The organism is Dolichospermum sp. DET69 (assembly GCA_017355425.1).
Lineage (GTDB): Bacteria > Cyanobacteriota > Cyanobacteriia > Cyanobacteriales > Nostocaceae > Dolichospermum.
In genome coordinates this window covers 3,691,002-3,716,193 of record CP070233.1, presented here as the reverse complement: position 1 = coordinate 3,716,193, position 25,192 = coordinate 3,691,002, and the positions used below count along the sequence as shown (strand labels likewise).

Here is a 25,192-nt window from a genome sequence, read left to right as displayed (position 1 = left end):
CTCTAACACACCAAAATCAAAACCCCAAATACCAAAAATGATTAACCCCGCATTGATTTCCATCCCCGAACCCCAAATTCCCACTCCTGAACCAAACCCCCTCCCACCACGTCCTCAACCTACACCAAAAGAGCCAAGCATTCCCCCACCTTTCCCGGAACCAGTCCCAGAAACAGTACCAGCACCAATTCCCCAAACAGTACCCGGTTCAATTCCCCAAACCATACCTCAACCTGTTTGAATTATCTTTATAGTAGATAGTTCATCCCCAAATTTAAAATCTAAAATGCTAAGAGCCGGAATTGTCGGACTTCCCAACGTCGGAAAATCAACCTTATTTAACGCTGTAGTTGCTAATGCTAAAGCTGAAGCCGCTAATTTCCCATTTTGCACCATTGAACCAAATGTTGGTATGGTATCAGTCCCAGATGACCGATTAAACGTTCTGTCCCAGATTGCCACCTCAGTCCAAATAGTCCCCGCTCGTGTCGAATTTGTGGATATTGCTGGTTTAGTCAAAGGTGCAAGTCAAGGAGAAGGACTAGGGAATCAATTTTTATCCCACATTCGGGAAGTTGATGCCATAGTTCATGTTGTCCGTTGTTTTGAAAATGATGATATTATTCACGTAGCTGGTTCTGTAGACCCAGCCAGAGATATTGAAATCATTAATTTAGAACTGGGTTTATCTGATTTATTTCAAATTGAAAAACGCATTGAGAGAACTCGCAAACTTGCCCGCACTAGCAAAGATGCCCAGTTTGAAGTAACAATTCTAGAAAAATTAGCCGCTGCTTTAAATGAAGGTAAATCTGTCCGTCAAGTCAGTTTAAATGCCGAAGAAGCCGAAATTATTAAAGGTTTAGGACTACTTACCAATAAACCAATTATTTACGCTGCTAATGTTTCTGAAGAAGACTTAGCAACAGGTAATGATTTTGTCGAAAAAGTGCGCGTTGTTGCTGCGGTCGAAAATGCTCAAGTTGTCATAGTTTCTGCCCAAGTAGAAGCAGAATTAGTGGAATTACCAGAAGCAGATAAAGCTGATTTTCTGGAATCTTTGGGTGTAAAAGAAGGTGGTTTAAAATCCTTGATTCGGGCAACTTACACCCTCTTAGGTTTGCGGACTTATTTTACCTGTGGTCCCAAAGAAACTCGTGCTTGGACAATTAATGCGGGAATGTCTGCACCTCAAGCCGCAGGAGTAATTCACTCTGATTTTGAACGGGGATTTATTCGCGCAGAAACTGTGGCTTATAATGATTTAGTTACGCACGGTTCAATGAATGCAGCCAAGGAAAAAGGCTTGGTCAGAAGTGAAGGGAAAGAGTATATTGTCCAAGAAGGCGATGTGTTATTATTTCGATTTAATGTGTAGTAAATAAATCAAGTGCGTTATCCTGTGGCTAACGCACCTTATACCTATTGTGCTATTATACTTGATGTTTTATAGGAACTCGTACTAGCTTTTCCAATTCGCAAAAAAAGTCATATCATTAGCGGTACGCTCTACTGAATTTATTATATTAATAGCTATTTATGGTATATTTGGTAAGGCAAGATACCTGTTCCACAATGATGAGAATACTATTCTGCCAAAATATTATTATTGGAAGGAGTAAATATGAATGCTAGAGCAACCCATGATTATTCTCAAAAGGAAAGTTTACGAGAACGTTTACATCAAAAGCTAGATCAATTAGCTACCGAGCAGCTTAATTACTTGTGGCAATTTGTTGGGTTTTTAGAATATCAACAAACTCCTATTGAAACAGAAACTCCGACCACCAATGAAGAAATTGACAGAATCGTTGAATCTTATCGTCAGCAAAATAAATTGCTACCTATTGGACTTGCAAAAGGCGAATTTGTTGTTCCTGATGATTTTAATGACCCATTACCAGATGAAATTTTAGATTTATTTTACCCCCAATGAAACTATTGTTAGATACTCATATTTTTCTCTGGTTGATTGACAATGATGGGCGGTTGTCAGATTACTTTTGCCAAGAACTCAAAAATCCCAATAATGAAAGATTTTTGAGCGTTGCCTCAATTTGGGAATGCGTCATTAAATATCAACAAGGAAAACTTTCTTTTCCTAATTCTCCTGAAATATATCTTCCTGAGCAAAGAAGAAAGCACTTAATTAAAAGTCTTGTGGTTGATGAAAATAGCATTGCTCAATTGATTAATCTGCCATCACTTCATCGAGATCCATTTGACCGTTTGTTAATATCTCAAGCTTTACAACATGATTTAATTATGGTGACTGAAGATCGAGCAATTTTGGCTTATCCTATGATTAAGTTTTTGGATTCAAACTAGAATTAATACAAATTTTAGGGGACAGCGGGAAACGACACGAGTGAATTTATTCACTGTGGTATTTAAATACTGATTTTTGAGTGGATATAATCCCGGGAACCAGCAAACCCCCCTGAGACAGAGATCCCTGCTCCTCTGCCTTATTACGATGATAATTATTTACACCAACCTATTTAACGAACCAGTAACTTATTCTACAAAATCAGGACGCGCTTGTTGATTGAATTTAAACTTTTCTGCCAATAATTCCCACTTTTCCTGCTCAATTATCTGAATAAATTCGTCTAAATTTTCGCGGTATTGATTTAGAGAATGTAACAATGCCTGACGATTATATTGTGCCATCATTACTCCTAATTCGGGATTTCCTCCTCCGACTCTACTAGTATCCCGAAACCCTGAACTGGCAAAATTTTGGGCTAATGCGGCGATTTCTGGATCTGTTTCACTTAAACAAGCTGCTATTAAAGAAGCACTAACCATGACAGGTAAATGAGAAATCCAACTTACAGCCCGGTCATGTTGTTCTGGTTGACAATGATAAATAATAGAACCGAGCGATCGCACAATTTCTTCTACAATTATCACAACATTACTAGGTGTTATCCCTGTTGGTGTCAATACATACGGCCGATTGAAAAACAAGTTCCGCTGTGCTGCTTCTATACCGACATCTGTTTTTCCTGCCATCGGATGACCACCGATAAAATTCTCCCACAAAGGAGAAATTCCCTCAACTATAGGTGTTTTAACTGAACCAACATCAGTGATAATAGTAGTTTTTGGTAAATGAGTTATTAACTCTTTCACTTGAGGCACTATCAATCCTATAGGAGTACAAATAAATACAACTTCGGCTGATGCCAACAAACTCAAATCCAAGGACGCTTGATCAACACTACCAAGGTTAATAGCTTTTTCACAGGTTGATTCACGACGGCTCACACCTAAAACATAGTGTCCTTGCGAACGTAAATCGAAACCTAAACAACCACCAATCAGCCCTAATCCTAGAATACCAATTTTCATCGTCATTTTGAAAATTTAATTTTTACTTGTTCTCTCGATACTTTACCAAGTCCAACTCTCAAAGTTGGCAATAACAGGGTAGATTCATGAATTTAGAAGCAGAATTAATCGCAAAATATGCAGAGGGGGTTTTAGACTTTAGTGGTCTTAACCTCACAGAATCGAATTTTAGTAGCATTAATCTTAGGGAACACCAAAAAATAAATTACCCAATTTTGTGGGATGGGCATCCTGCCCGTCCTTGATGATTAGGGGACCTGAAAGGGAACAGGGAATAGGGAACAGGGAACAGGGAACAGGAAGAATGTCAGATATTAAGAATTAGAAACTCACCTAATTTTATCGAAGCGAGTTGGATTATGCTCAGAAAAAGATATAGAAATGATTCTTAACTTATTATGAATAGGAAAGCAGAATGATTATTAGTCTGATTAAAAAACTAGAAAATTAAAATTTTTCCCCTGTTCCCCTGTTCCCCTGTTCCCCTGTTCCCCTGTTCCCCTGTTCCCCTGTTCCCTGGTCCCTGTTCCCTGTTCCCTCCTCTCAAATTGTTGTTTTAGCATAATAAGTACCGAAGAACCTGATTAATTATCAGTTTTGGTTTGCCACTATAAATTTGTATAGTATTTAATTATCCACTGACATTACAGGAGACAAAAAATGTTTAATCGCATGATGGGTAAAACTCGCTATGTTGTCTGTCGTTTATTTTTGCATTTACAAGGATCAGACGTAGCCCCGATACTAGGTGTCCTCAATCGTAGCGCTCGAACAGCAATTGATGCTGATGGTGATCTAGAAGTCTCAGGAGAAGAATTGGTGCAACTGTGCCAAACTTTCCTGCAATATGACGAATATTGGTTCTCTGCTGCTAATGAAGGTGATGTTTTGTGGAATGAAGGGGAAACAGGAGATTACGTTAATGAATTATTCACAGACTCAGCCCAAAGATATGGGGCTAATCTTGATTTTAATGCCAATTCCTCAAATCAGCCCTTATCACTCCCTGTCACCCGTAACATCATTATCATGATTACAGTTGCGGCTGAAGGAGAAGTTCCCGAGTTAGAAACTGATTTGGCGAATATTCCAGCCTTAAAAGCAGCTTTAAAAGCCCTAATTAATTTACACTACAAACATAAACTCCGCGCTATCCAAGTCCATTTTTCTCCCGCTCAATTAGGTGATGAACTTTCTAGTGATCAATTATTAGAGTATTACCCTGAATTGATTCCATTGTAAATTATTTATGGATCTGTAATTAGTACCAGCACAAAACATGAACACAATGATAATCACCGTACTGCGTCAATTTACAGTTGTTTTTTTAGCCTTGACTTTGTGCTTAACAACTGTTGCTTGTGGGGGAGGAAACCAAGTTAATTCTTCAACAAAGAACGTTAGCCAAACTGCTACTCCCACCAAATTAAATGATGGTCAGTATGAAGTACAACAAGGTACATACAACGATGTTAATGGTGAGTATACCCTGTTTTTACTTAATAACACCCCCCCCAGCTTTGCCACAGAAAAGCTACAAATGGCACGATTGACTGATGAAGAAATCAAAGCAGGTAAGAAAACTTACTTGAAAGTAGAAAATAGTCAGCCAGTCTTATATATGACTGAAGACTTTAAACTTGAGTACATCCATAACGTCACAGAAACCAAAAACAATCCCCAAACTGGACAACCGGAAACTGTAATTGTTCGTCAGCAAAGTAGTTTTTGGGCGCCTTTTGCAGGTGCTTTAGTTGGTAATGTTGCTGGTCAAGCTATTGGTAGTATGTTATTTAGACCTCAATATTATGTTCCCCCCGTATATCAGCCAGGTGGGATCATGAATGGTTATGGTGGCTATGGTTCTAACTATGATTCAGCAGTTTCTAGTTACCGTTCTCGGTACAATGAACCACCCGCAGCAGTGAGAAATCGCACTACTTTCCGCACCACAGGAAACATCAGAAACTCTTCTTCAGGAAGTGCAACCCGGACTACAACAGGTGGAAGAGCGTCCGGTTCTGGTTTTGGTAGTAGTACCCTTAAACCTTCTGGTAACTCTAGCTCTACCCGTCGCAATTCTAATAATAGTTTTGGTAGTGGTGGCCGTTCTTCTAGTCGTCGTTCTTCCGGTTTCGGTAGTAGAAGAAGATAATAAATTCGGGCTTTGATACTCCGTGTACGCATAAGTGATGGAATCGCCCCCTAACCCCCAACATTGGGGGAACAATAATTTTTAACGACAACTTTGACTGCGGGGGTTTTAAACTGTTCGGCAATTTCTACCCATAACTAGCCATATTTTACGGAACATCCATATAATTAACTTAGTCAAGTAACGGAGTTAATTATATGGAAAACCAACAAGTGACTATTTCAATAGGTGATGCTGCTAATGTCCAAGAATCTATCCAAAACAGTTGATAGTAGGTAGATATGGGCATATACTAGAGAAGTATCAATAAACATTGTCAGGTCGAAAACAATGCTTCTGTGTTTCAAAACCGCGTTAATTCCAAATAACGGACAGGTTACAGCTTTTCGTAAAGCATCTGGAGTAGCTAGACACGCCTATAACTGGGCAAATGCTCAAATCAAGGATATTTTAGCTGCTCAAAAAGAAGGCGAAAAACTTAAATTACCCTCAGCAATAGACTTGCATAAGCGATTAATTGCTGAGGTAAAATCTGAGCATATTTGGTATTACGAAGTTAATAAAAATGTTCCTCAGAAGGCGTTAGCTGATTTACGCCAGGCTTGGGATAGGTGTTTTTCCAAAACATCAAAACAACCACGATTCAAGAAAAAAGGACAACACGATTCTTTCTATTTAGAATCAGGAACTAAGGCGAAACCAGCGATTAAAAATGATGGTAAAAGAATTAAATTACCGTCAATTGGCTGGGTACGTTTAGCAGAACCTTTACCGATTATAGCAACTCATAATTGCGTGATTTCTAGACAGGCTGATAAATGGTTTATTTCTGTTAAATACGAAGTTGAAAAACCTCCTATACTTGCAGACCGACCGACCATTGGCGTTGACATCGGTATCAAAGAATTAGCAGTTTGCAGTAATGGTGAAGTATTCGATAATCCTAAAGCCTACCGCCGCATGAGTAAACGCATGAAACGTTTACAGCGTAATGTGAGCAGGAAAATTAAAGGCTCTAATAACCGTAAAAAAGCTGTGAGAAAATTAGCTAAATTACACGCCAAAGTTTCTAATATTCGCAAGGATTCTATTCACAAATTAACCTACTATCTAGCTAAAAACCACAGCATAATTAAGATAGAAGATTTGCACGTTAAGGCATTTTTGAAGAACCACAAATTAGCAGGTGCAATTGCAGATTGTGGGATGTATGAATTTAAAAGGCAATTAGAGTACAAAACTGAGAAGTTTGGCAGTGAATTAATCCTTGTAGATAGATTCTTTCCTAGTTCGCAAATATGCTCTAACTGCGGTAATCATCGTCATAAAATGCCATTAAAAAGCCGCGTTTATGTTTGTCCTGATTGTGGACATACAGAGGATCGTGACCTCAACGCAGCTAAGAATATTGACCGATGGTTTGTGGATATTTTTATCCCTGTAGCGTAGCGGTTCTTTTTAGGAACTACGGTCAGAAACGGTAAGTTCTACCGAGATTGTCTGTGGAGCGGGCAAACAAGATTAGAAGTCATTCTAAGACCGCGATGAAGCAGGAAATAAACACTAAGATTATCGCTGTCCAGATGTGTCTAGACTTTGGTAATTTTGGGTAAGTTTTATAGAACGGATTTTACACTGTTAGCATAGGGGGTTTATAACAGTACCCTACCTATAATTCTCTATTTGGGTAGGGCTTGCTGATAGCGTAGCGTAAGCCATAAAAGTCTTTTCGTGAAGGCTAGTAGGGGCGTATTGCAATACGCCCCTACAGGAATCAGTAGGGACGTATAGCAATACGCCCCTACTGAACCACGTATCCCTGACGGGACCGGAGGGATATAGGAGTGAAGGTTACGAAGGAAGAAGGAAGAGAAGAATTGGGCTATTAGCTCTCGAATTTACAGTCTTTTATCCCACATTCCGCACCCCCCAGTGTCACAATCGGTAATTTCGGATTTTTGAAGACCTGTGAGGATAATTTTGATACAAAATGGTCTAAATTTTAGGTAACGATCGCCAATCTCAAATCCCCAAATGACCATTTTTCGTTGTGTGACAGTTTAGGGTGCGGAAGGTGGGTTTTATAGTGTATCAAATATTGTTTTACCCCTCCCTAACCCTCCCCTTTCTAAGGGGAGGGGACTTGATTTTCTGTTATCCCCCCTTGGAAAGGGGGGACTAAGGGGGGTAAACAATCATACCTCAAATTCTAAAATTTCAGGTCTTTAGCACTGACATTCATAGACTGTGATTGTGCTAATTTGCCATTAGAAAGAACAGCAATAGCGCGGCTATATTGGGGATCGCTATTTGTACCAACTAAATTTGGATTAGAAGCTAATTCACGTTCTTGGGTTTGTGTCAAGTCGAGCTTAATATCTGGTGCAATCCCTTTATGATTGATATCTGTACCATTCGGTGTATAGTAATGGGCAATGGTGACAGCTAGACCTGAACCATCCCCTAATTCATGGACTGACTGTACTAAAGCTTTACCGAAGGTTTGACTACCAACAACCACAGCGCGTTTATTATCTTTAAGTGCGCCGGTGAGGATTTCACTAGCACTAGCGGAATTACCATCAACTAAAATTGCTAAGGGGAGTTTGGTAATAGCTGTACGGTTAGCTGTTGTTTGAGAACTTGATCCTTTGCGGTCCACGGTTTTGACGATATGTCCGTCATCTAGCCACATTCTGGCAATTTCTATACTCGCATTTAATAGACCACCAGGATTACCTCGTAAATCTAAAACGTAGGAATCAACTTTTTGGTCGTTCAACTTGCGAATGGCTACACGCATTTGATCCGCAGCGTGAGAGCTAAATTCTTGTAATTTAATATACCCAACTCGCCGACCAGTTTCTTGTTTCAGGGTATACCGGACTGTGGGAACTTCTATTGTTGCTCTCGTTAATTTAACGTTAAATTTGTTACTTGGTCTTTCTAAGTCCAATCTCACAGAAGTACCTATCCGACCACGAATCAATTTTGAAGCATCTTCTACCGTCATTTTCAGGGTAGATTTACCATCAATTGCTAAAATCTCATCACCTGATTTGAGTCCGGCTTTGAGGGCTGGAGAATTTTCTATAGCTTCTATTACCGTTAGACGCTTGGTTTTTTCGTTGATTTGCATCCGAATACCAATCCCGGATACTTCCCCAGATGTTTGGTTGGTTAGGGATTCGTATTGTTTGGGGTTCATAAACCGTGTGTAGGGATCACCTAGCTTTTGCAAAGCTTCACGGATGGCTACATAAGCTTCATCTTTAGAAGTATAATCTTTACTTAATAGGCTTTGCCTGATTGCTTGCCAATCTTGCTGATTAAATTTTTCATCAACATATTCACGATTCACCAACTGCCAAACTTGGTCAACTAATGCTTTAGGACTATCTTGTAAAGCAGCATGAACTGAGCGTGTCCAAGCCTGACCGAATACAGATATAGTAGCAGTTGTGGCGATCGCTCCACCAATCAAGGCAGCTTGGAGCGGTGAGTAACGTTTCGCAGATTGGTTCATAAGACATCGCGGTAAGTGGGAAACTCAGTGTCTTTAGACCTGAGAGGGAAGCAAATCGGGCGTTTTTAAACGCTTTAAATCTTGTTTCATTACCGCCTTGGAGTTGGGAAATTCGGGGTACTTTTGTGATGTACTTTCAACGGGACAATTACCGATTCAAATTTCTCAACTCTGTACGCATAATGTTTTGCTCCAAAGAGCCTCCCATTTCTGGGGTAATGTTAGCTTCGACCAGTTATTAGAGCTTGTTAGACTTGCAACACTGTTCCAGTGACCTTAGAACTGTTTAATCACAAGCGACAGAGCAGGGAACTAGCTTCGCATTCGGTGGGTGTCGTGACTCAAATAACGGCTACCCTGAGACTATGCTCAGGGTGGTCTGGTCAGTACAGCTTGTTTAATTTCTTTTGCAAGCTCAGTCCCTTTAGGGCTGGGTTACTGACGTATATTAGCTGAAATAGTTGTGTTTTCGACAGTTTATCAATCAGAATTTTCTGATGTTTTCTAGTCTTTTTTATCCTAATAACCTGGATGCTTTATCCATCTTTTGGACTTTTGTTAGTGATTAGCCAGATATTTTATTTGTTGGTTAACAAATATAGTTGGACTTAATCAGTTTTTTTACAGAACAACACAGACAAACAGAAGACACTGAGATGAGTATCTTTTGTAAATGCTTAATTATCTTTTCTACGATAGCACTTTCTCAGCTTAGTAGCGGTGATTTCTATCAATAGATAATTAAAGTTTTATTAGTTATTTACGCAACATAAATTTACCATCAACTCGATTAATTCACTTTCAGGGCAAATTTAAAAAAATGTGGTGCTTGTTACAAAAATTATTTTAGATTTTCAAACTGCTCCTACATAAGTTGGCTGATTTTTACCACTATAACAACGGACAAGGGAGTTCTCAATATCCTTCAAGATATCGCTCTACACTTTAAAATAGATGCTTAACTCAAAGGAGTGTTTAGCAGTGCAGCCAGATTTAGTAGGTTTAGAAATTAGCAAAGGGGAACTTAGACGCTTAACTGGATTCGATTCAGAAGACGTTTTCCGTCCCTCAATTATGGCAGACAAGGACAGGCGGACTAGCTTTTTTCTTAATGAAGCTTTAGTCGCTTTGGTGCTAACACCGATTATAGTTGGTGGTATTTACGCTTTTATAGTTTTACCCACGCTGGGATCTTCTAATCAATTGGGGGTAATGTTACTGATTATTGTACCTGTTGCGGTAGTTGTGGGGCGCTCGCTCTGGCGAAAAAAAACCTGTCCCCATGCACTCACAATCCTTTTAGACGAAGTTGAAAAATATCACGAAGTCGTCCAAGCGATAGATATTAATGATCAACTTACCAACTCTGGTAACTCCCAAAGTAGCATTAGCGACAGAGAAAAAGTTATATCCGCACTTGAGCTAATTAGGGAAGATTTAGTTCGCGCTTTGAAAAGTGAACGGATTTTGCGCGATAATAAAAGACTACTGGCTAATAATCAAGATTTAGTGGTAAATAATTTAGCCAATCTGCAAAGTTTAGAAGTTAGTAATCAAGCTAGTGAATATGCTCAACTGCTGAATCAATCATTGCAGATTGCGTTGGATGTACAAACGGAACTTAGAAAACTGACAAAAGTGTAATCATCAATTAATTCAACTATGCTTTAATATTAAGCGATCGCATAACCATCGGTAGATATTGAGTTGATTTCAGAGAGCGATATATACAACACGTTATACTTGAAAAGGTCATAACTTGCGTTTTTACATCCATAAATAAAGGGAAGGTAATAAAAACAAAAATAGAAAAGTGAGTTGCTTATATGGTTGATCACGCAGATACTCAACTTTATTTGTTATAATTCGATAATATCAATAACCTTTGCTGTACAATAAATTATGTCTTTGCAACTCCAAATTAACTATCCCGAAACTTTACCTGATGCTGTTGGTAAAACTAGAGAACAGTTTGAACAAGAAGCAAAATGGGCAATGGCAGTTAAACTATATGAAATGAAACGTCTTTCTTCTGGTATGGCTGCGGCTTTATTAGGAGTAGAGAGAGTAACTTTTATCCTTAAATTAAATGATTATGGAGTGCCATTAATTGATTTAAGTGCAGAGGAATTATTATCAGATATAGAAAATGCCTAACACCAGTGAAATTGTTATTAATACTTCTCCTTTAATTGCTATTGTTGCTGCTATCGGGTACTTTAATGTTTTACAATCTTTATATACAACTGTTATTGTTCCCTTTGAAGTTTCTCAAGAAATAATCATTGGTGGTACAACAGGTTTGGGTGTAACTGAATTTAAAGCTGATTTTTGGCTACAAAAGCAAACTGTTCCTGTAAATATTTCTCCTATACTTCTGAATTCTTTAGATGTAGGAGAAGCTTCTGTAATTCAATTAGCATTAAATAAAAATATTTCTACAGTCTGTATAGATGAAGCGGTAGGAAGAAGAATAGCTAGATTAAGTGGTCTTGCAGTTACGGGTTCAATTGGAATTTTGCTACGTGCTAAAAAAGAAGGATATCCCCTATCTATCAAAACTGCGATTGAAAAAATGCTCAATCACAATATTCGTTTAAGTCAACGAGTGATTGATTTCGCACTTAAAGAAGCTGGAAAATTTTAATGTTTTCAATATTTGCACCATATTCATTTTTGAATCTTATCAAGAAGCAAGAAAAGAAGTTTCGGATCGTTCTCAACTTACTATTGACAAATTCCCTCTTGTACTCATTGGTTCTTTAGAGCAAATCCTAGATGAAAATTGGTTTCCTGAAAATAACTGCAATCATCACGATAAAGCCGACTAAAATATATCAATACTTAACTTACCCAATTATCACATTGAATATCTCTTATAGCCCACATTCCGCACCCTGGGGTGTCACATAGTATTATCACTTGATTTTCTCTTGATTTTTGGATACAAATTATGCCTTGTCGGCATCATGTATCCGTTAATTCATTGAGATTCGGTATATAATACATCCTCATTTCATCATAAAAAACAGTAAAAACCGATTGTGACAGTTGAGGGTGCGGAAGATAGGTTATAGGGTGCGTCAGATATTGAGAATCTCTTTATTGTCAGTATTTATGCGGTCTGACGCACCGTACTAATATACCAATTTAACTTATCCTTCCTTATAGAGAAGATTTAGTTCGCGCTTGAAAAAGTGAACAGATTTTGCGCGATAATAAAAAACCGCTTGCTAATAACCAAGATTTAGTGGTAAATGATTTAGCCAATCTCCAAAACTTAGAAGTTAGTCGTCAAGCGATTGAATATACTCAACTTCTCAATCAATCATGACAGATTGCCTTGGACGTACAAGCAGAACTTAGAAACCTCACAAAAGTATAAACAAAATAACCTATGAATAACCAACCCAAAATAATTGTCCTCGATGATGATCCTACTGGTTCGCAAACCGTCCACAGTTGCTTATTACTCATGCACTGGGACGTGGAAACCTTACGGTTAGGATTAAAAGATAATGCTCCTATCTTCTTTATTTTAACCAATACTCGCGCTCTGACACCAGAATCAGCCGCTAATGTCACCAGAGAAGTTTGTCATAACCTCAAACTCGCACTAGCAGAGGAAAAAATAGATGATTTTCTCGTAGTCAGTCGTTCAGACTCCACCTTGCGCGGACATTATCCCATAGAAACAGATGTCATTGCTGAAGAACTTGGTCCATTTGATGCTCATTTTCTCGTACCTGCGTTTTTTGAAGGGGGAAGAATTACCCGCGACAGTATTCACTATCTAATCATTGATGGTGTTCCTACTCCCGTACATGAAACAGAATTTGCCCGTGATTCTGTCTTTGGCTACAATTACAGCTATCTTCCTAAATATGTCGAAGAAAAAACCAAAGGACGAATTAAAGAAGATACTGTTACTAGATTTTTACTCGCAGATATCCGTGCTGGTAGTTTAGAAAGCTTATTAAAACTTGAGAATAATCAATGTGGTGTCATAGACGGGGAAAATCAGGAGGATCTGAATACCTTTGCTGTAGATGTATTAACAGCCGCAAGTCAGGGAAAACGTTTTTTATTCCGTTCTGCTGCTAGTATTTTAACAGCTTTGGCGGCCTTACCACCCCAACCCATTGCTGCTGAAAATATGACAGAATATGTGCGCGGTGGTAAACCTGGTGCAATTATTGTTGGTTCTCACGTGAAAAAGACAACTCAACAGTTAGAATCATTATTACAAGTTGAGGGAACGGTAGGCATAGAAGTTAATGTGGGCAGATTAGTTGAGAATGGGGTAAATGAATCTGCTAAACTGCTAACCGAGATTCTAGAAAATGTCAAAGTAGTGCATAATGCTGGTAAAACGCCAGTAATTTATACTAGCCGTCAGGAATTGGCTTTTAAAGATGTCAAAACTAGGTTAGATTTTGGCACTACAGTTTCAGCTTTACTCATGGATATTGTCCAAGGTTTGCCATCTGATATAGGATTCCTAATCAGTAAGGGGGGTATTACTTCTAACGATGTCTTGAGTACGGGACTGGCTTTAACTTCAGCCCGATTACTTGGTCAAATTTTAGCAGGGTGTTCAATGGTAATCACACCATCTGATCATCCCCTGTTTCCGAATTTGCCAGTGGTATTGTTCCCCGGTAATGTCGGTAATGCTGATGCTTTGGGGATAGTTTATCAAACATTGATAGGTAATTGGTAATTGGTAATTGGTAATTGGAGAAACTGTCAGAATCAATATATCCACTGATGAAAGGATAAATAGGATGAAAACAGGGATTTTATCCGCAATTACCCATTACCAAATTTCTCTATTTTTATGAAGATTTCAAATGTTGGTGTATTTTGGCTAGTGCTGCATGAATTCTGATTCTACCAAACCTGATGAAATAAAGTCTGAATTTCCTAAGTCAGAATCAATTCCTCATCAGGTTGATCAAGAGGTAAATAATTCTCATTCTGTCCCAGAAAATGTAGATGCTACTGATACTGCTAAACCTGATGAAATAAAGCCTGAAGTTCCTAAGTCAGAACCAATTTCTCATCAGGTTGATCAAGAGGTAAATGATTCTAACTCTGGCGAGATAAATACAGATTTTGCTGATAATAAAGTAGAATCTGATCCTATTATTCCTAATTCAGAGTTAAATTCTGTAATTGCCTATTTAAACGGTAATTCTGCTGCTGAAAATCCAGAATCTAATATTCCTAATCATGGGGAATCTAGTTCTATTTTATCTGATTTACCAAATACTGATTTAAATGACAACCAGCAGAAGGTAGATCATAATATTCAAGTTCAGTTAAAAACCGAAGGAGAGCGACTATTATTAATTTTGCCCACTGAGTCTCAAATATTACCATCAGAATTCAATTGGTGGGAAATTTGGCAACAAATGAAACAGCGTCTCAATGCAGGCGATCGCTTACGCAAGCCAAATACATCCGTGCATCTAGTAGCGAAAGATCGGTTGTTAGATAACAGACAACTGCAAGATTTGGCAGAAACTTTAAATACATACCAACTACAACTAAAATCCGTAGCCACCAGTCGGAGACAAACGGCGATCGCTGCTTGTACCCTGGGTTATTCTGTAGAACAAATCCAACTCCAAACATCCCTCGCGTCCGATATTCAACCAACTCCCACCGCCCTAGCAGATGCACTTTATCTGCAAATGACAGTTAGATCAGGCGTAGAAATTCGTCATCCCGGTACGGTAATTATCTTGGGAGATATCAATCCTAGTGGTATTGTCATTGCAGATGGGGATATTCTGATTTGGGGGCGCTTGCGGGGGGTTGCCCATGCTGGTGCCGGTGGTAATCGGGAATCTCTGATCATGGCCTTGCAAATGGAACCAACCCAATTGCGAATTGCTGATGCTGTCGCTAGAGCGCCAGAAAAAACCCTAAGCAGCTTCTTTCCTGAAGTTGCACATATTACACCTGAAGGAATTCGCATTGTTAAAGCCGCTGATTTTTCCCGTAGTCAATTAAGTAGTCGAACGCAATTAGTTCCACAAAATATTTAGGTAATAGGCAATAGTTTTACCAATAACTAATGACTAATAACTAATGACAACTGACAAAAGGTAATTAGAATTAATCAATAGCTTTAAATATTTTATAGTTGTTCCCTGAACTTTCATACAGCATTATCATGACTCGCATTATTGTCATTACCTCCGGTAAAGGGGGAGTGGGTAAAACCACAGTTTCAGCTAATTTAGGGATGGCTTTAGCCAAAATAGGCAAGCAAGTGGCCTTAATTGACGCAGATTTTGGGCTGCGAAATTTAGATTTACTCCTGGGACTAGAAAATCGCATTGTTTATACAGCGGTGGAAGTCTTGGCTAGAGAGTGTCGTTTAGAACAAGCTTTAGTTAGAGATAAGCGGCAACCGAATTTGGTACTGCTCCCAGCTACCCAACACCGTAACAAAGAATCAGTTACACCTGACCAAATGAAGTTACTAGTAAATGCACTGGCACAAAAGTATGAGTATGTGATGATTGACTGCCCGGCAGGGATTGAAATGGGGTTTAAAAATGCGACTGCACCAGCAAAAGAAGCCTTGATTGTCACCACTCCCGAAATTTCCGCAGTCCGTGATGCCGACCGAGTAGTGGGATTACTTGAAGCCCAAGGTGTAAAAAAGATTAACTTAATAGTTAACAGGATTAGACCAGCAATGGTACAGGCAAATGATATGATGTCTGTACAGGACGTTCAGGAACTTCTCGCTATCCCCATAATTGGAGTGATCCCCGACGATGAGCGGGTGATTGTCTCTACCAACCGTGGCGAACCTTTAGTATTATCAGACACTCCCTCTTTAGCTGCCACAGCTTTTGAGAATATTGCTCGGAGATTGGAAGGGGAAACTGTAGAATTTCTTGAGCTTGACTCATCTAATAAAAATATCTTCTCCCGCTTGAGAAAGATGTTGTGGTCAAAGATTGTTTAATTTACTTACCAGTGTTTCTGCCTTACACATACCCGCAATGATTCTTGAAATTTTAGAAAAATTTTTTGCTCGTAGTCCCGATAACAGCCGCGATGATGTTAAACGTCGTCTGCAAGTGGTAATCTCCCATGACCGTACAGACTTAGACCCCCAAACCTTAGAAAAAATGCGTCAGGAAATCCTGGAAATCGTTTGTCGCTATGTCGAAATAGAAACAGATGGTTTGGAGTTTTCCCTAGAAAGCAGCCAACGGACAACGGCTTTAATAGCTAATTTACCAATCCGTAGGGTCAAGGAAAGCTTAGATGAAACAGTATTAGAAAACAGTGATATTTTACTGTAATGTCCCAGGGTCTGGGACTTGGGTTGTATTTTAATTTAATTCACAATTTTTGGTTTGTGATTTGACCATAGTAGATAGGGACAATTAAATATAATATGGGCAGGCAGGATGCCCTGACAGGTGTAGGTTTTTAATATTTTCTGTAAAGGCAAGACCAACTGATGACAAGGAAGGATAGTAGACAAGGAGGATTTTATCCACAAAATACTCGGTCTATGGGTTGTTTTATTGTAACTGTTCACACCCCCCCTTATCTTTAACGAGAGATCAAGGGTTTCGATAATTTTAGAGGGGGGGGAGTGAATAACTACGTTTTATTACCAATCATATATTCCTGTGTCCGGTTTTCCTCCCTTGTCACCTTGTCTGCCTTCCCAAGTCTTGTCCTCAAGACAATTTTGAGTCTATTGTGGCCAGCGGCCAACGGCTTTACCAATCACGGTTAATTCTGACATTAATTTATCAAAACGGTCTGGGGTTAAGGATTGGGTCCCATCAGATAAGGCTTTCGCAGGGTAAGGATGGACTTCAATCATCAGCGAATCTGTACCCGCAGCGATCGCCGCCATAGCCATAGAAGGGACAAACTCAGACCAACCTAGCCCATGACTAGGATCAATCATGATTGGTAAATGGGTCAGTTTCCGCAACACTGGCACAACCGATAAATCTAGAGTATTCCGGGTATATTGACGGTCAAAAGTTCTAATTCCCCGTTCACATAAAATCACATTAGGATTACCCGCAGCTAAAATATACTCCGCCGCCATTAACCAATCTTCAATAGTCGCCGCCATACCGCGTTTTAACAGCACTGGTTTCGGTTGCGCTCCCACTTTTTTCAGCATGGAGAAATTCTGCATATTTCTCGCCCCTACCTGAATCACATCGGCAACTTCGCCAATTTTCTCCAAGTCTTCAGTATCCATTACTTCTGTAATAATACCAAGTCCACTCACTGCCCGCGCTTTAGCCAACAATCCTAAAGCACTTTCACCATGACCTTGAAAAGCATAAGGTGAAGTTCGGGGTTTATACGCCCCACCTCGTAAAAACTTAGCTCCAGCCGCCTTTACCCGCAGTGCAGTTTCTACAATCATTTCTTCATTTTCCACCGAACAGGGTCCAGCCACAACTACCAAAGGATGATGTTCACTAAACACCACCTCTCCTTGAGGAGTATTCACCACCACTTCAGAAGCTTCACCATGACGAAACTGGCGACTAGCTCGTTTGTAGGGTACTTCTACTCGTAATACTTGCTCAATCCATGAACTCAATTCTTGAATGCGGGGTAAGTCTAACGCCGCAGTTTCACCAACTAAACCAATTACTACTTTATGTTCTCCAATGATTTTTTCTGGTGTTAATCCCCAGCTAGATAGTTCTGTTGTAATGCGAGTTATTTCTTCCTGTGGGGAACCAACTTTCATGACAATAATCATAAGACCTCACGGTAAGTGGGAAACTCAGTCAAAAAGCGTGCTGAGAGGGAAGCGACGCGAGCGGTTTTAACCGCAGTGGCAATTAATCCTGTTGAGCGTCGTATCAACTTAACTTTTTTAATGGAACATTGTCCAAGCCTTTTCCAATTAGCATCACTAACTGAAACTTGTTTTTCAGTGTCTCCGCTAACCCAACCAAAGAATGTTTTACTTCCTTGAGTGGCTTCCACAAAGTCACCTTTTCTAAATCCATGACGGGTTGTAGATCCACCATATTTCCGACGATTACCACCTTTGCTAAAAGTCATCAAATGTAATTGCCTGCGACTAATGGGAGGACGACGCACAATGGTGAATCGAGACTCTGTAACATCAACTGCGCCTATCCAGGATGCACCATGATTTTTAACTCCTTCCCATATTTGATATTTAATAAATTCAGAGCAAGCTAATGTCACTGCGTCAACTGCGTGCGTTTCTGGTATTTGCAAAGACTTGTCAGATTTTTCTTTATGCAATCCTAGATGCTGACGAAGATTTGATGTTTCCCAACCTTTCTTTAAAACGATGTCTGCTAGTCCTGACAATCGGTTAATTTGGTATCTTTGACCAACCATCACAGGGCTGAAACTTTTACTTCCTCGTGCTTCTACTTCCTCAATTACAATAGTTTTAATCGGGTAGATTTCACGCAACAAAGTAATTATCCGGTACTCCAAGTCTTTGTTTGCTCGAATACTTGGCGGTAATTTTGAATGCCGACGATTATCAAATCTTGCTTGACGATGACTACGTTTATTGAAAGATATTTTTCGGTTAATTCGTCTTCCACGTCTACAACGTCGTATCATAGATCGGTTTTCCATTCTGTCTTTAACTGTTTTGAATGGTAAAACTAGATGCAACATTTGTAGTGTGTATTTTTGAGATTGAACAGCTATGCCAGAAAACATTTTGCCTGGATCTAAACCAATAACTAAATCTTGTGTTTTATTATCACTAGGCAACTTTTGTAGCTGTACATAAAAAATACCCAATTTATTGAATTTACCAATTGCTTGGTAGAGTCGAAGGCGGGTATTATCCCGCGCTCCTCTCTGTTAAATCTGGGCGTGCGACTTTCACCGCACCCAGCTTCCGACGTTCTTAGCTTACGCTTTTGCTCATGTGAATATAATCGTGGCAGCTTTCATGAATTGCTAGAAGGTTTTTTGGTTTCCAGTTTTGGTGGTTTCCATCTATATGATGTAAATGCACCTTCTCATCACTGAGCATTTTTAGACCACAATGACCACATTTATGGTTTTGCCGTTTGAGGGCTTTAGAGGTGTCGTTGTTATAGAGCTTGCTGTTACGCTCGCTCCAATAACTTAAATCTCCGTCATAAGGTGATTTCTCACCTTTGACATTGATGTGTTTGTTTTCGGAGCAGGGAACTGAGGGGAACGCCTTGTCTAGTAATTTCTTGCTAGTGTAGCGGTTTTGCTTAGTTTCCTTATTGAATACCCTGAAAGCTCTTGTTTCGATGTGGAATAACGAGTTTCTTGACCCGTCCATCTTGCAGAAGCGGTGGTAATTCCTCCAACCTCTAACTACAGGGGCTAATTTCTCAGCCTTTGTGGTAGCACCATAATTCGAGTTGTTGACGATGTGCTTTACTTTCTTGCGAAAAGCTTTAAAGTTGTCCACTGATGGAACGCATCTAAACTTCCCGTTTTTCTGGACTTTGAAGTGCCAGCCGAGGAAATCAAACCCATTTGTCGCGGCGGTTAGCTTTGTCTTTTTCTCACTGACTTTCATTCCCCGCTCTGCTAGAAACTGACTGATTTTGTCAAGTATTTCAGTCGCATCGTCTTGGGGTCGAAGTATTATTACCATGTCATCCGCGTAACGGATTGTTGGTTCAACAATACTTTCCTTTGGGGTTCTGTCTGTGATTCTGCGATTAGATTTCTCGTGATATCTATGAATACTTTCAATCCCGTTTAGGGCGATGTTAGCTAAAAGTGGGCTTACCACACCACCTTGAGGTGTTCCTTGTTCGGGAAATTCTGGATTAACTCCGGCTTTGAGACATCGGAAAATACCTTGTCTTATGCTATGAGGAGCGATGAGTTCATCCATGATGGCGGTGTGGTTTATCCTGTCAAAGCATTTTTCGATATCGAGTTCTATAACTCTTTTATCTGTTCCGTTGGCTTTGGAGTTTAAGTTGTTGAACAGTTGTCTTTGTGCGTCATGCGCTGAACGTCCCGTCCTAAACCCGTAGCTCCTAGCGTGGAAGGTTGCCTCGTGTGCTGGTTCTAATGCGTATTTGACAAGGCATTGGTAAGCTCTGTCTGCAATAGTAGGGATTTTCAGCATCCTCATCGTACCGTCCTTTTTGGGGATGGGTATTTCTCTTAGTTCCTGGTGTTTCCAGTTGCTAACGGATGCTTTTAGCAGTTCATTAAGCTCAAAGCGTTCCTTAAAGGTAAGGGACTTTTTGCCATCAATTCCTGCGGTCTTTTTACCAGCGTTTAGCTGTGTTACTTGACGGATAGCCATTAATCTCGCTGCGGTTGATTTCAGAATCAGCTTTTGTAGGGACTTAGCTTTGCGCTTGTCTCCAACTTGAACCGCTTTGTACACTCGTTTTTGTAGGCGGAATAAGTTACGGCGGAATTTCTTCCAGGGTAAGGTCTTCCAAGATTCACTAGAGTTGTCTCTGTGTCCAATCATGCTCTGCTCCAGTTTGTGTATTCTGAACACCTCAGACCAATTACGGTCTGTCCTACCCGAATTGAGGGAATTCCGCTGCTCGTCCAGCCTACTTGTAGGGTTCGACCGCCCTTAGACCCTCAATCCGTTTTTATTCGTTCCCTCGGTTGATTATTAGTTCCGTTAGGTGTAGCCATTTCAACCACTGGAATCCCTGGACTCGTACCGCTATGGGACTAAGATGCGGCGGGAATTAACTCCAATGAGGTCGGGTTTTTTGTATTGTGTCCCGCCTCTCGATAAGTTGCTTTTCCAGGCTCTGTTTCACCGTGGGAACTCCCCATTAACGCCAGTGTCACCCCACAACGGATGTCTGATTGCGTCCTGTTCCTAGCTTCGACCTCCCGAAGCCGAGTCGGGTCATCGTAGGCAGATAGGGAGTCATACCTGAGTCTGGCAGATGGGACTTGCACCCATATCAGACCGAGAGTTCAACCTTTCTCTATTTCTAGATTGGGTTGGTTAGCTTATGTACGGGCTGGATACCGTGATTCAGCTAACAACGAATCGCACTAATCCTTGGAGTAAAGTTTAAGTCCCCTCGCCCAACTAATCCAAAATGTCTTGTCTGAAACAACGACTGAACAAACAGTCTTGCAGATAATCCGAACTGGGGAAGTATTCGGAAGTGCGTATCAGGATTAGTCTCAGATGGGCTAGTCAAACACGTAAAGTTTGTTCTTTACAAGCTCAGTGGCTTTAGCCCTGAGTTATTGACGCTTTAACCGTAATTCTTCTAATGCTTCTACCGCATCTTTTGTCTTTCCAGCAGCAGATTCAGCTATGCCTTGGCGAATTTTTGCGGCTGACCTTGCTAATTCTAACTCATCGAGTAATTCTTGATAAGATGTTGCATCCTGCATGATCACGGATGCTTTACCATTAACGGTGAGAATAATTGGTTTGTGACTTGACTGTATTTGTTCAATGAACTGTCTAGCATTGCGCTGAAAGTCTGAAAGGGGGTAAATTTCCCGTGCATCAAGCATTATTATTTCTCCATGAAATTCTCATGATATTTCATGTTAACTTATTGGTGTAAAAATTTCAAGCACAAAAGAATATCCGATAAAAAGTTTTATTCAATGGGCGATAAAAAGTGGTGGTGTTGACTGAGATAACAGAAGCGATCGCTAAATTAACCAATCTCATCGGTAATTAATTCTATCCCATTACTTAATTTTTTACGCTTATATCTATGTTGGGATTAGATTTGGTGGAAGAACCAAGAGTTTATTCCAATAACCGTTTTAATCTTTTGTAAACATCATCATCATTACGCTTACCAACTAAAATTACTTCTACTAAATCTTGATCTGGAAAGTATTTATAAACAATTCGATATTCACCACTATCTACTCGATAAAAACCCTGATAACCAGATAGTTTTTCACTATCATTTGGTAAAGGTTCAATATTCAAAGCCAAAACCTTTTTTGCTATTTGCGCTGCTATTTTAGGTTGTAACCCATTGAGGAAATCCAGAACAGTTGCTAAACCATCAAGCCGCGCCATTAGCTAAATGCTCCAATGCAGATGTAAAAGCCTCTGTACCCACCATTTTTGATTGACTCAAAGCAGTTTCAGCATTTTGAACTAACTGCATATTTTCTAATTCTTCCAATCGAGTAATTAATTTTTGGTAGCTATCTGCGGAAATAATTACATGACTAGGACGTGATTGCTTGGTTAGTAATACTGGTTCAATAGCAGCTTTGTCAAAAACCTCACCATGTTTATTTCGCGCATCTGTCAGAGTATAGGTTTGCATAGAATGACTATTTTAGACACTTTGACTATATTTTAGCATAAATTCATTTTCTTTGGTAATAGACAACAAAATCCCTATTTTCATCCTGTTCATCCTTTAATCCTGGACATCCTGATTCAGACAACATAAAATTTTGCCCAAATCAGTATAAAATAATCTTCATCAATCTTCTTTTCTCTTACCCTTGGCCTTGAAATTATGACGCAGGATGAGTTGTTGGTACTGATAGATCGCGCTGCGGCTGAGAGTTGGGAAAAGTTAGACTTGTCACGGCAAGAGTTGACCGAGATACCAGAGGCGATCGCCAAATTAACCAATCTCACCCAGCTTGACCTCCGTGACAACCAAATAACCGAGATACCAGAAGAGATCGCCAAATTAACCAATCTCACCCAGCTTGACCTCAGTAACAACAAAATAACTGAGATACCAGAGGCGATCGCCAAATTAACCAATCTCACCCAGCTTTACCTCCGTGACAACAAAATAACCGAGATACCAGAGGCGATCGCCAAATTAACCAATCTCACCCAACTTTACCTCCGTTACAACCAAATCACCGAGATACCAGAGGTGATCGCCAAATTAACCAATCTCACCCAGCTTTACCTCAGTTACAACCAAATCACCGAGATACCAGAGGTGATAGCCAAATTAACCAATCTCACCCAGCTTGACCTCAGTAACAACCAAATCACCGAGATACCAGAGGTGATAGCCAAATTAACCAATCTCACCCAGCTTGACCTCAGTAACAACCAAATCACCGAAATTCCATTAGAAATTCTTAATTCAAAAGATATAAAAAAGATTTTGAGTTACTTGAGGCAAATTAGCACAAGTGAAACTCGACCATTACACGAAGCCAAACTCTTACTCATTGGACAAGGTAGCGTCGGCAAAACATCCCTCATCGAGCGACTAATTCGCAATCAATATGACAAAAATCAATCCCAAACCCACGGACTGAATGTAGAAACTTGGAACGTGCAGATAGATAGCAAAGACATCCGCCTGAATGTTTGGGATTTTGGCGGACAGGAAATTTATCATGCCACCCATCAGTTTTTTCTAACCAAGCGTAGCCTCTATCTTCTAGTTTGTAATTGTCGCACCAGCGAAGAAGAAAACCGCATCGAATATTGGCTGAAACTAATTGAAAGCTTTGGTGGAAAGTCCCCTGTGATTATCGTTGGCAACAAAAAAGACGAACAACCCCTGGACATCAACCGCAAGGCATTACGGGAAAAATATCCCAATATCCAAGCCATTATCGAAACCTCCTGCCAAGACAATATCGGTATTGATGAACTTCACACCGCCATTTTTCAGCAAGTCGCCAAACTCAAAGAAGTCTACGACCTTCTACCCCTCTCATGGTTTGAAGTTAAACAACAACTCGAATCCATGACTGAAGACTTCATCACCTACAACCGCTACATCGGCATCTGTCACGAAAACAAAATTCCCGAAGAACAAAACCAAGAACAACTCATTGACCTACTGCATAGACTCGGCTTAGTTCTCAACTTCCGTGAGCATCCCATCCTCAAAGATACCAACGTCCTCAAACCCAACTGGGTGACAGAAGGCATTTATGCCCTGTTGAGTGATGAAAACCTCAAAACTCAAACCAAAGGCATTTTCACCCCCGCCGATCTCACCCGCATCCTCAATCCAAAGCGATACCCTACCCAGCGTCATGACTATTTGGTCAATCTGATGAAGGAATTTGAGCTTTGCTTTGCACTGGAATGTTACCCACCACAATTTTTGATTGCGGGACTTCTGCCTAAAGACCAACCAGAGGAAACAGAACTAGAAGGAGAAACTCTCGAATTTCAATATCATTACAAAGTTCTCCCCGAAAGCATCATTTCCCGCTTCATCGTTAACACCCACGACAAAATCCATAACCAAATCTATTGGCGCAGTGGCGTAATTTTGCAATATCAAGAAAACAAGGAAATTTACAACATTGCTCGCATCAAATCCGACCCCGAAGACAAAAAAATCTTTATTACCATTAGCGGACTTAAAAAAATCCGTCGCTTATTTCTTGGTATTCTTCGCAATTACTTCCAAAAAATCCACAATACTCTCCCCAATCTCGAAATCACCGAATGGGTTCCCGTCCCTGGCTATCCCAAATATCCACCCCTTGACTATCAAGAACTTCTGGGACTTGAAAAAATGAAAGTTGTTAAATATCCAATTGGTAAACTCAACATAAACATTAATATCCCTCAACTTTTAGATGGTTATGAATCACTAGAATCTCGTCGAGAATCACAAACAGTTAAACCACAGGAAGTTAACGTTATAATTAACAACAATAACAATATTGACAATAACAATAAACCCATGACAAACAACACAAACAACTTTCCAGGCGCACAAATAGGCATCGCCAACGTTGGCAGCGAAGTGAAAGACAACGCCAGTCAACGAGTCGGTGATTTAACTCAAACAAACGGTGCAAACGTAGCAGAACTAATGCAAATCATCAGCACCATGCGCCAAACTGCTGCCCAATTTTCACCAGAAATCCGCGACGATATTATTATTGATATTGATGATGTAGAAGTAGAAATTAAAAAGCCAGAGACAGAACGTAATTTACGCAACGTCAAAAACTGTCTAATAGCTTTAGGAACTGCTGCTACTTTAACTTTTACCGGGGTAGCAGGTATGGCAGATTTTGCAAATAATGTTATGGAAATAGGGAATAAATTAAATATCGAACTACCGCTTCCCTCTGGGAAATAAACATATAGAGTATATTATAGCCCTCTCCTCGCTTGCGGGGTGGGGGTTGGGGGTTGGGGGTGGGGTTCTTGTCCT

Annotated in this window: 24 protein-coding genes and 1 pseudogene; 17 read left to right on the top strand and 8 right to left on the bottom strand. The window is 40.0% G+C overall.

Annotated features, from left to right (window positions below; genetic code table 11):
• The first annotated feature begins 37 nt into the window (after nucleotides 1-37).
• From EZY12_16950 to EZY12_16935, 4 genes are all read left to right on the top strand, one after another.
• Nucleotides 38-241 (top strand): hypothetical protein, encoded by a 204-nt coding sequence (locus EZY12_16950; GenBank protein QSX66485.1) that lies wholly within the window; start codon nucleotides 38-40, stop codon nucleotides 239-241.
• A gap of 45 nt (nucleotides 242-286) precedes the next feature.
• Nucleotides 287-1,378, top strand: coding sequence for a redox-regulated ATPase YchF (gene ychF / locus EZY12_16945; GenBank protein QSX66484.1), 1,092 nt, complete (start codon nucleotides 287-289; stop codon nucleotides 1,376-1,378).
• A gap of 246 nt (nucleotides 1,379-1,624) precedes the next feature.
• Nucleotides 1,625-1,936 (top strand): hypothetical protein, encoded by a 312-nt coding sequence (locus EZY12_16940; GenBank protein QSX66483.1) that lies wholly within the window; start codon nucleotides 1,625-1,627, stop codon nucleotides 1,934-1,936.
• Complete coding sequence (locus tag EZY12_16935; protein QSX66482.1) at nucleotides 1,933-2,328, top strand: type II toxin-antitoxin system VapC family toxin; 396 nt, start codon at nucleotides 1,933-1,935, stop codon at nucleotides 2,326-2,328. The genes EZY12_16940 and EZY12_16935 overlap by 4 nt, the downstream gene beginning before the upstream one ends.
• Before the next feature lie 189 nt (nucleotides 2,329-2,517).
• Here the strand turns inward: EZY12_16935 and EZY12_16930 are convergent, their stop codons facing one another.
• Complete coding sequence (locus tag EZY12_16930) at nucleotides 2,518-3,357, bottom strand: prephenate/arogenate dehydrogenase (protein ID QSX70713.1); 840 nt, start codon at nucleotides 3,355-3,357, stop codon at nucleotides 2,518-2,520.
• An 86-nt stretch (nucleotides 3,358-3,443) separates the two neighbouring features.
• Here EZY12_16930 and EZY12_16925 point away from each other — a divergent pair, with 86 nt between their 5' ends.
• The 4 genes from EZY12_16925 to EZY12_16910 all read left to right on the top strand — a co-directional run bounded on the left by EZY12_16925 (nucleotide 3,444) and on the right by EZY12_16910 (nucleotide 6,961).
• On the top strand, nucleotides 3,444-3,602 hold the full coding sequence (locus EZY12_16925; GenBank protein ID QSX66481.1) for a hypothetical protein: 159 nt from the start codon (nucleotides 3,444-3,446) through the stop codon (nucleotides 3,600-3,602).
• 415 nt (nucleotides 3,603-4,017) lie between these two features.
• Nucleotides 4,018-4,599, top strand: coding sequence for a DUF1517 domain-containing protein (locus tag EZY12_16920; GenBank protein ID QSX66480.1), 582 nt, complete (start codon nucleotides 4,018-4,020; stop codon nucleotides 4,597-4,599).
• A gap of 46 nt (nucleotides 4,600-4,645) precedes the next feature.
• Entirely contained in the window at nucleotides 4,646-5,512 is an 867-nt protein-coding gene (locus EZY12_16915; protein ID QSX70712.1) for a hypothetical protein, read from the top strand.
• Between the two features lie 330 nt (nucleotides 5,513-5,842).
• Nucleotides 5,843-6,961 carry a transposase gene (locus EZY12_16910; GenBank protein ID QSX66479.1) on the top strand — a complete coding sequence of 373 codons (1,119 nt, stop codon included), beginning with the start codon at nucleotides 5,843-5,845 and terminating at the stop codon, nucleotides 6,959-6,961.
• Nucleotides 6,962-7,721: 760 nt separating this feature from the next.
• Here the strand turns inward: EZY12_16910 and EZY12_16905 are convergent.
• Entirely contained in the window at nucleotides 7,722-9,038 is a 1,317-nt protein-coding gene (locus EZY12_16905; protein QSX66478.1) for a S41 family peptidase, read from the bottom strand.
• 981 nt (nucleotides 9,039-10,019) lie between these two features.
• On the opposite strand from EZY12_16905, the gene EZY12_16900 reads away from it, so the two are divergent.
• The 8 genes and pseudogenes from EZY12_16900 to minE all read left to right on the top strand — a co-directional run bounded on the left by EZY12_16900 (nucleotide 10,020) and on the right by minE (nucleotide 16,372).
• Entirely contained in the window at nucleotides 10,020-10,682 is a 663-nt protein-coding gene (locus EZY12_16900) for a hypothetical protein (protein ID QSX66477.1), read from the top strand.
• 258 nt (nucleotides 10,683-10,940) lie between these two features.
• Nucleotides 10,941-11,195, top strand: coding sequence for a UPF0175 family protein (locus EZY12_16895; GenBank protein ID QSX66476.1), 255 nt, complete (start codon nucleotides 10,941-10,943; stop codon nucleotides 11,193-11,195).
• A complete protein-coding gene (locus EZY12_16890) occupies nucleotides 11,188-11,685 on the top strand; it encodes a DUF3368 domain-containing protein (GenBank protein QSX66475.1) in 498 nt (165 codons plus the stop codon). The genes EZY12_16895 and EZY12_16890 overlap by 8 nt, the downstream gene beginning before the upstream one ends.
• Before the next feature lie 37 nt (nucleotides 11,686-11,722).
• Nucleotides 11,723-11,869, top strand: a pseudogene (locus tag EZY12_16885) (DUF29 family protein).
• Nucleotides 11,870-12,435: 566 nt separating this feature from the next.
• Nucleotides 12,436-13,761 (top strand): four-carbon acid sugar kinase family protein, encoded by a 1,326-nt coding sequence (locus EZY12_16880; GenBank protein QSX66474.1) that lies wholly within the window; start codon nucleotides 12,436-12,438, stop codon nucleotides 13,759-13,761.
• A 157-nt stretch (nucleotides 13,762-13,918) separates the two neighbouring features.
• Complete coding sequence (gene minC, locus EZY12_16875; GenBank protein QSX66473.1) at nucleotides 13,919-15,094, top strand: septum site-determining protein MinC; 1,176 nt, start codon at nucleotides 13,919-13,921, stop codon at nucleotides 15,092-15,094.
• Between the two features lie 128 nt (nucleotides 15,095-15,222).
• Complete coding sequence (minD, locus tag EZY12_16870; protein ID QSX66472.1) at nucleotides 15,223-16,029, top strand: septum site-determining protein MinD; 807 nt, start codon at nucleotides 15,223-15,225, stop codon at nucleotides 16,027-16,029.
• Between the two features lie 37 nt (nucleotides 16,030-16,066).
• Nucleotides 16,067-16,372, top strand: coding sequence for a cell division topological specificity factor MinE (minE, locus tag EZY12_16865; protein QSX66471.1), 306 nt, complete (start codon nucleotides 16,067-16,069; stop codon nucleotides 16,370-16,372).
• A gap of 404 nt (nucleotides 16,373-16,776) precedes the next feature.
• On the opposite strand, the gene aroF is transcribed toward minE, so the two are convergent.
• The 6 genes from aroF to EZY12_16835 form a co-directional block, all read right to left on the bottom strand.
• Entirely contained in the window at nucleotides 16,777-17,817 is a 1,041-nt protein-coding gene (gene aroF / locus EZY12_16860; GenBank protein ID QSX66470.1) for a 3-deoxy-7-phosphoheptulonate synthase, read from the bottom strand.
• Nucleotides 17,814-18,872, bottom strand: coding sequence for an RRXRR domain-containing protein (locus tag EZY12_16855; protein QSX70711.1), 1,059 nt, complete (start codon nucleotides 18,870-18,872; stop codon nucleotides 17,814-17,816). Before EZY12_16855 ends, aroF begins: the two co-directional genes overlap by 4 nt.
• 91 nt (nucleotides 18,873-18,963) lie before the next feature.
• Nucleotides 18,964-20,538, bottom strand: coding sequence for a reverse transcriptase N-terminal domain-containing protein (locus EZY12_16850; GenBank protein QSX66469.1), 1,575 nt, complete (start codon nucleotides 20,536-20,538; stop codon nucleotides 18,964-18,966).
• Nucleotides 20,539-21,287: 749 nt separating this feature from the next.
• A complete protein-coding gene (locus EZY12_16845) occupies nucleotides 21,288-21,566 on the bottom strand; it encodes a type II toxin-antitoxin system Phd/YefM family antitoxin (protein ID QSX66468.1) in 279 nt (92 codons plus the stop codon).
• Between the two features lie 244 nt (nucleotides 21,567-21,810).
• The gene (locus EZY12_16840; GenBank protein ID QSX66467.1) at nucleotides 21,811-22,092 is read right to left on the bottom strand and encodes a type II toxin-antitoxin system RelE/ParE family toxin; all 282 of its coding nucleotides are present in this window, start codon (nucleotides 22,090-22,092) and stop codon (nucleotides 21,811-21,813) included.
• Nucleotides 22,079-22,348: a type II toxin-antitoxin system Phd/YefM family antitoxin gene (locus EZY12_16835; GenBank protein QSX66466.1), complete on the bottom strand. Its 270-nt coding sequence runs from the start codon at nucleotides 22,346-22,348 to the stop codon at nucleotides 22,079-22,081. Before EZY12_16835 ends, EZY12_16840 begins: the two co-directional genes overlap by 14 nt.
• A 198-nt stretch (nucleotides 22,349-22,546) precedes the next feature.
• Here EZY12_16835 and EZY12_16830 point away from each other — a divergent pair, with 198 nt between their 5' ends.
• Nucleotides 22,547-25,117 (top strand): leucine-rich repeat domain-containing protein, encoded by a 2,571-nt coding sequence (locus tag EZY12_16830; protein QSX66465.1) that lies wholly within the window; start codon nucleotides 22,547-22,549, stop codon nucleotides 25,115-25,117.
• Nucleotides 25,118-25,192: the final 75 nt, after the last annotated feature.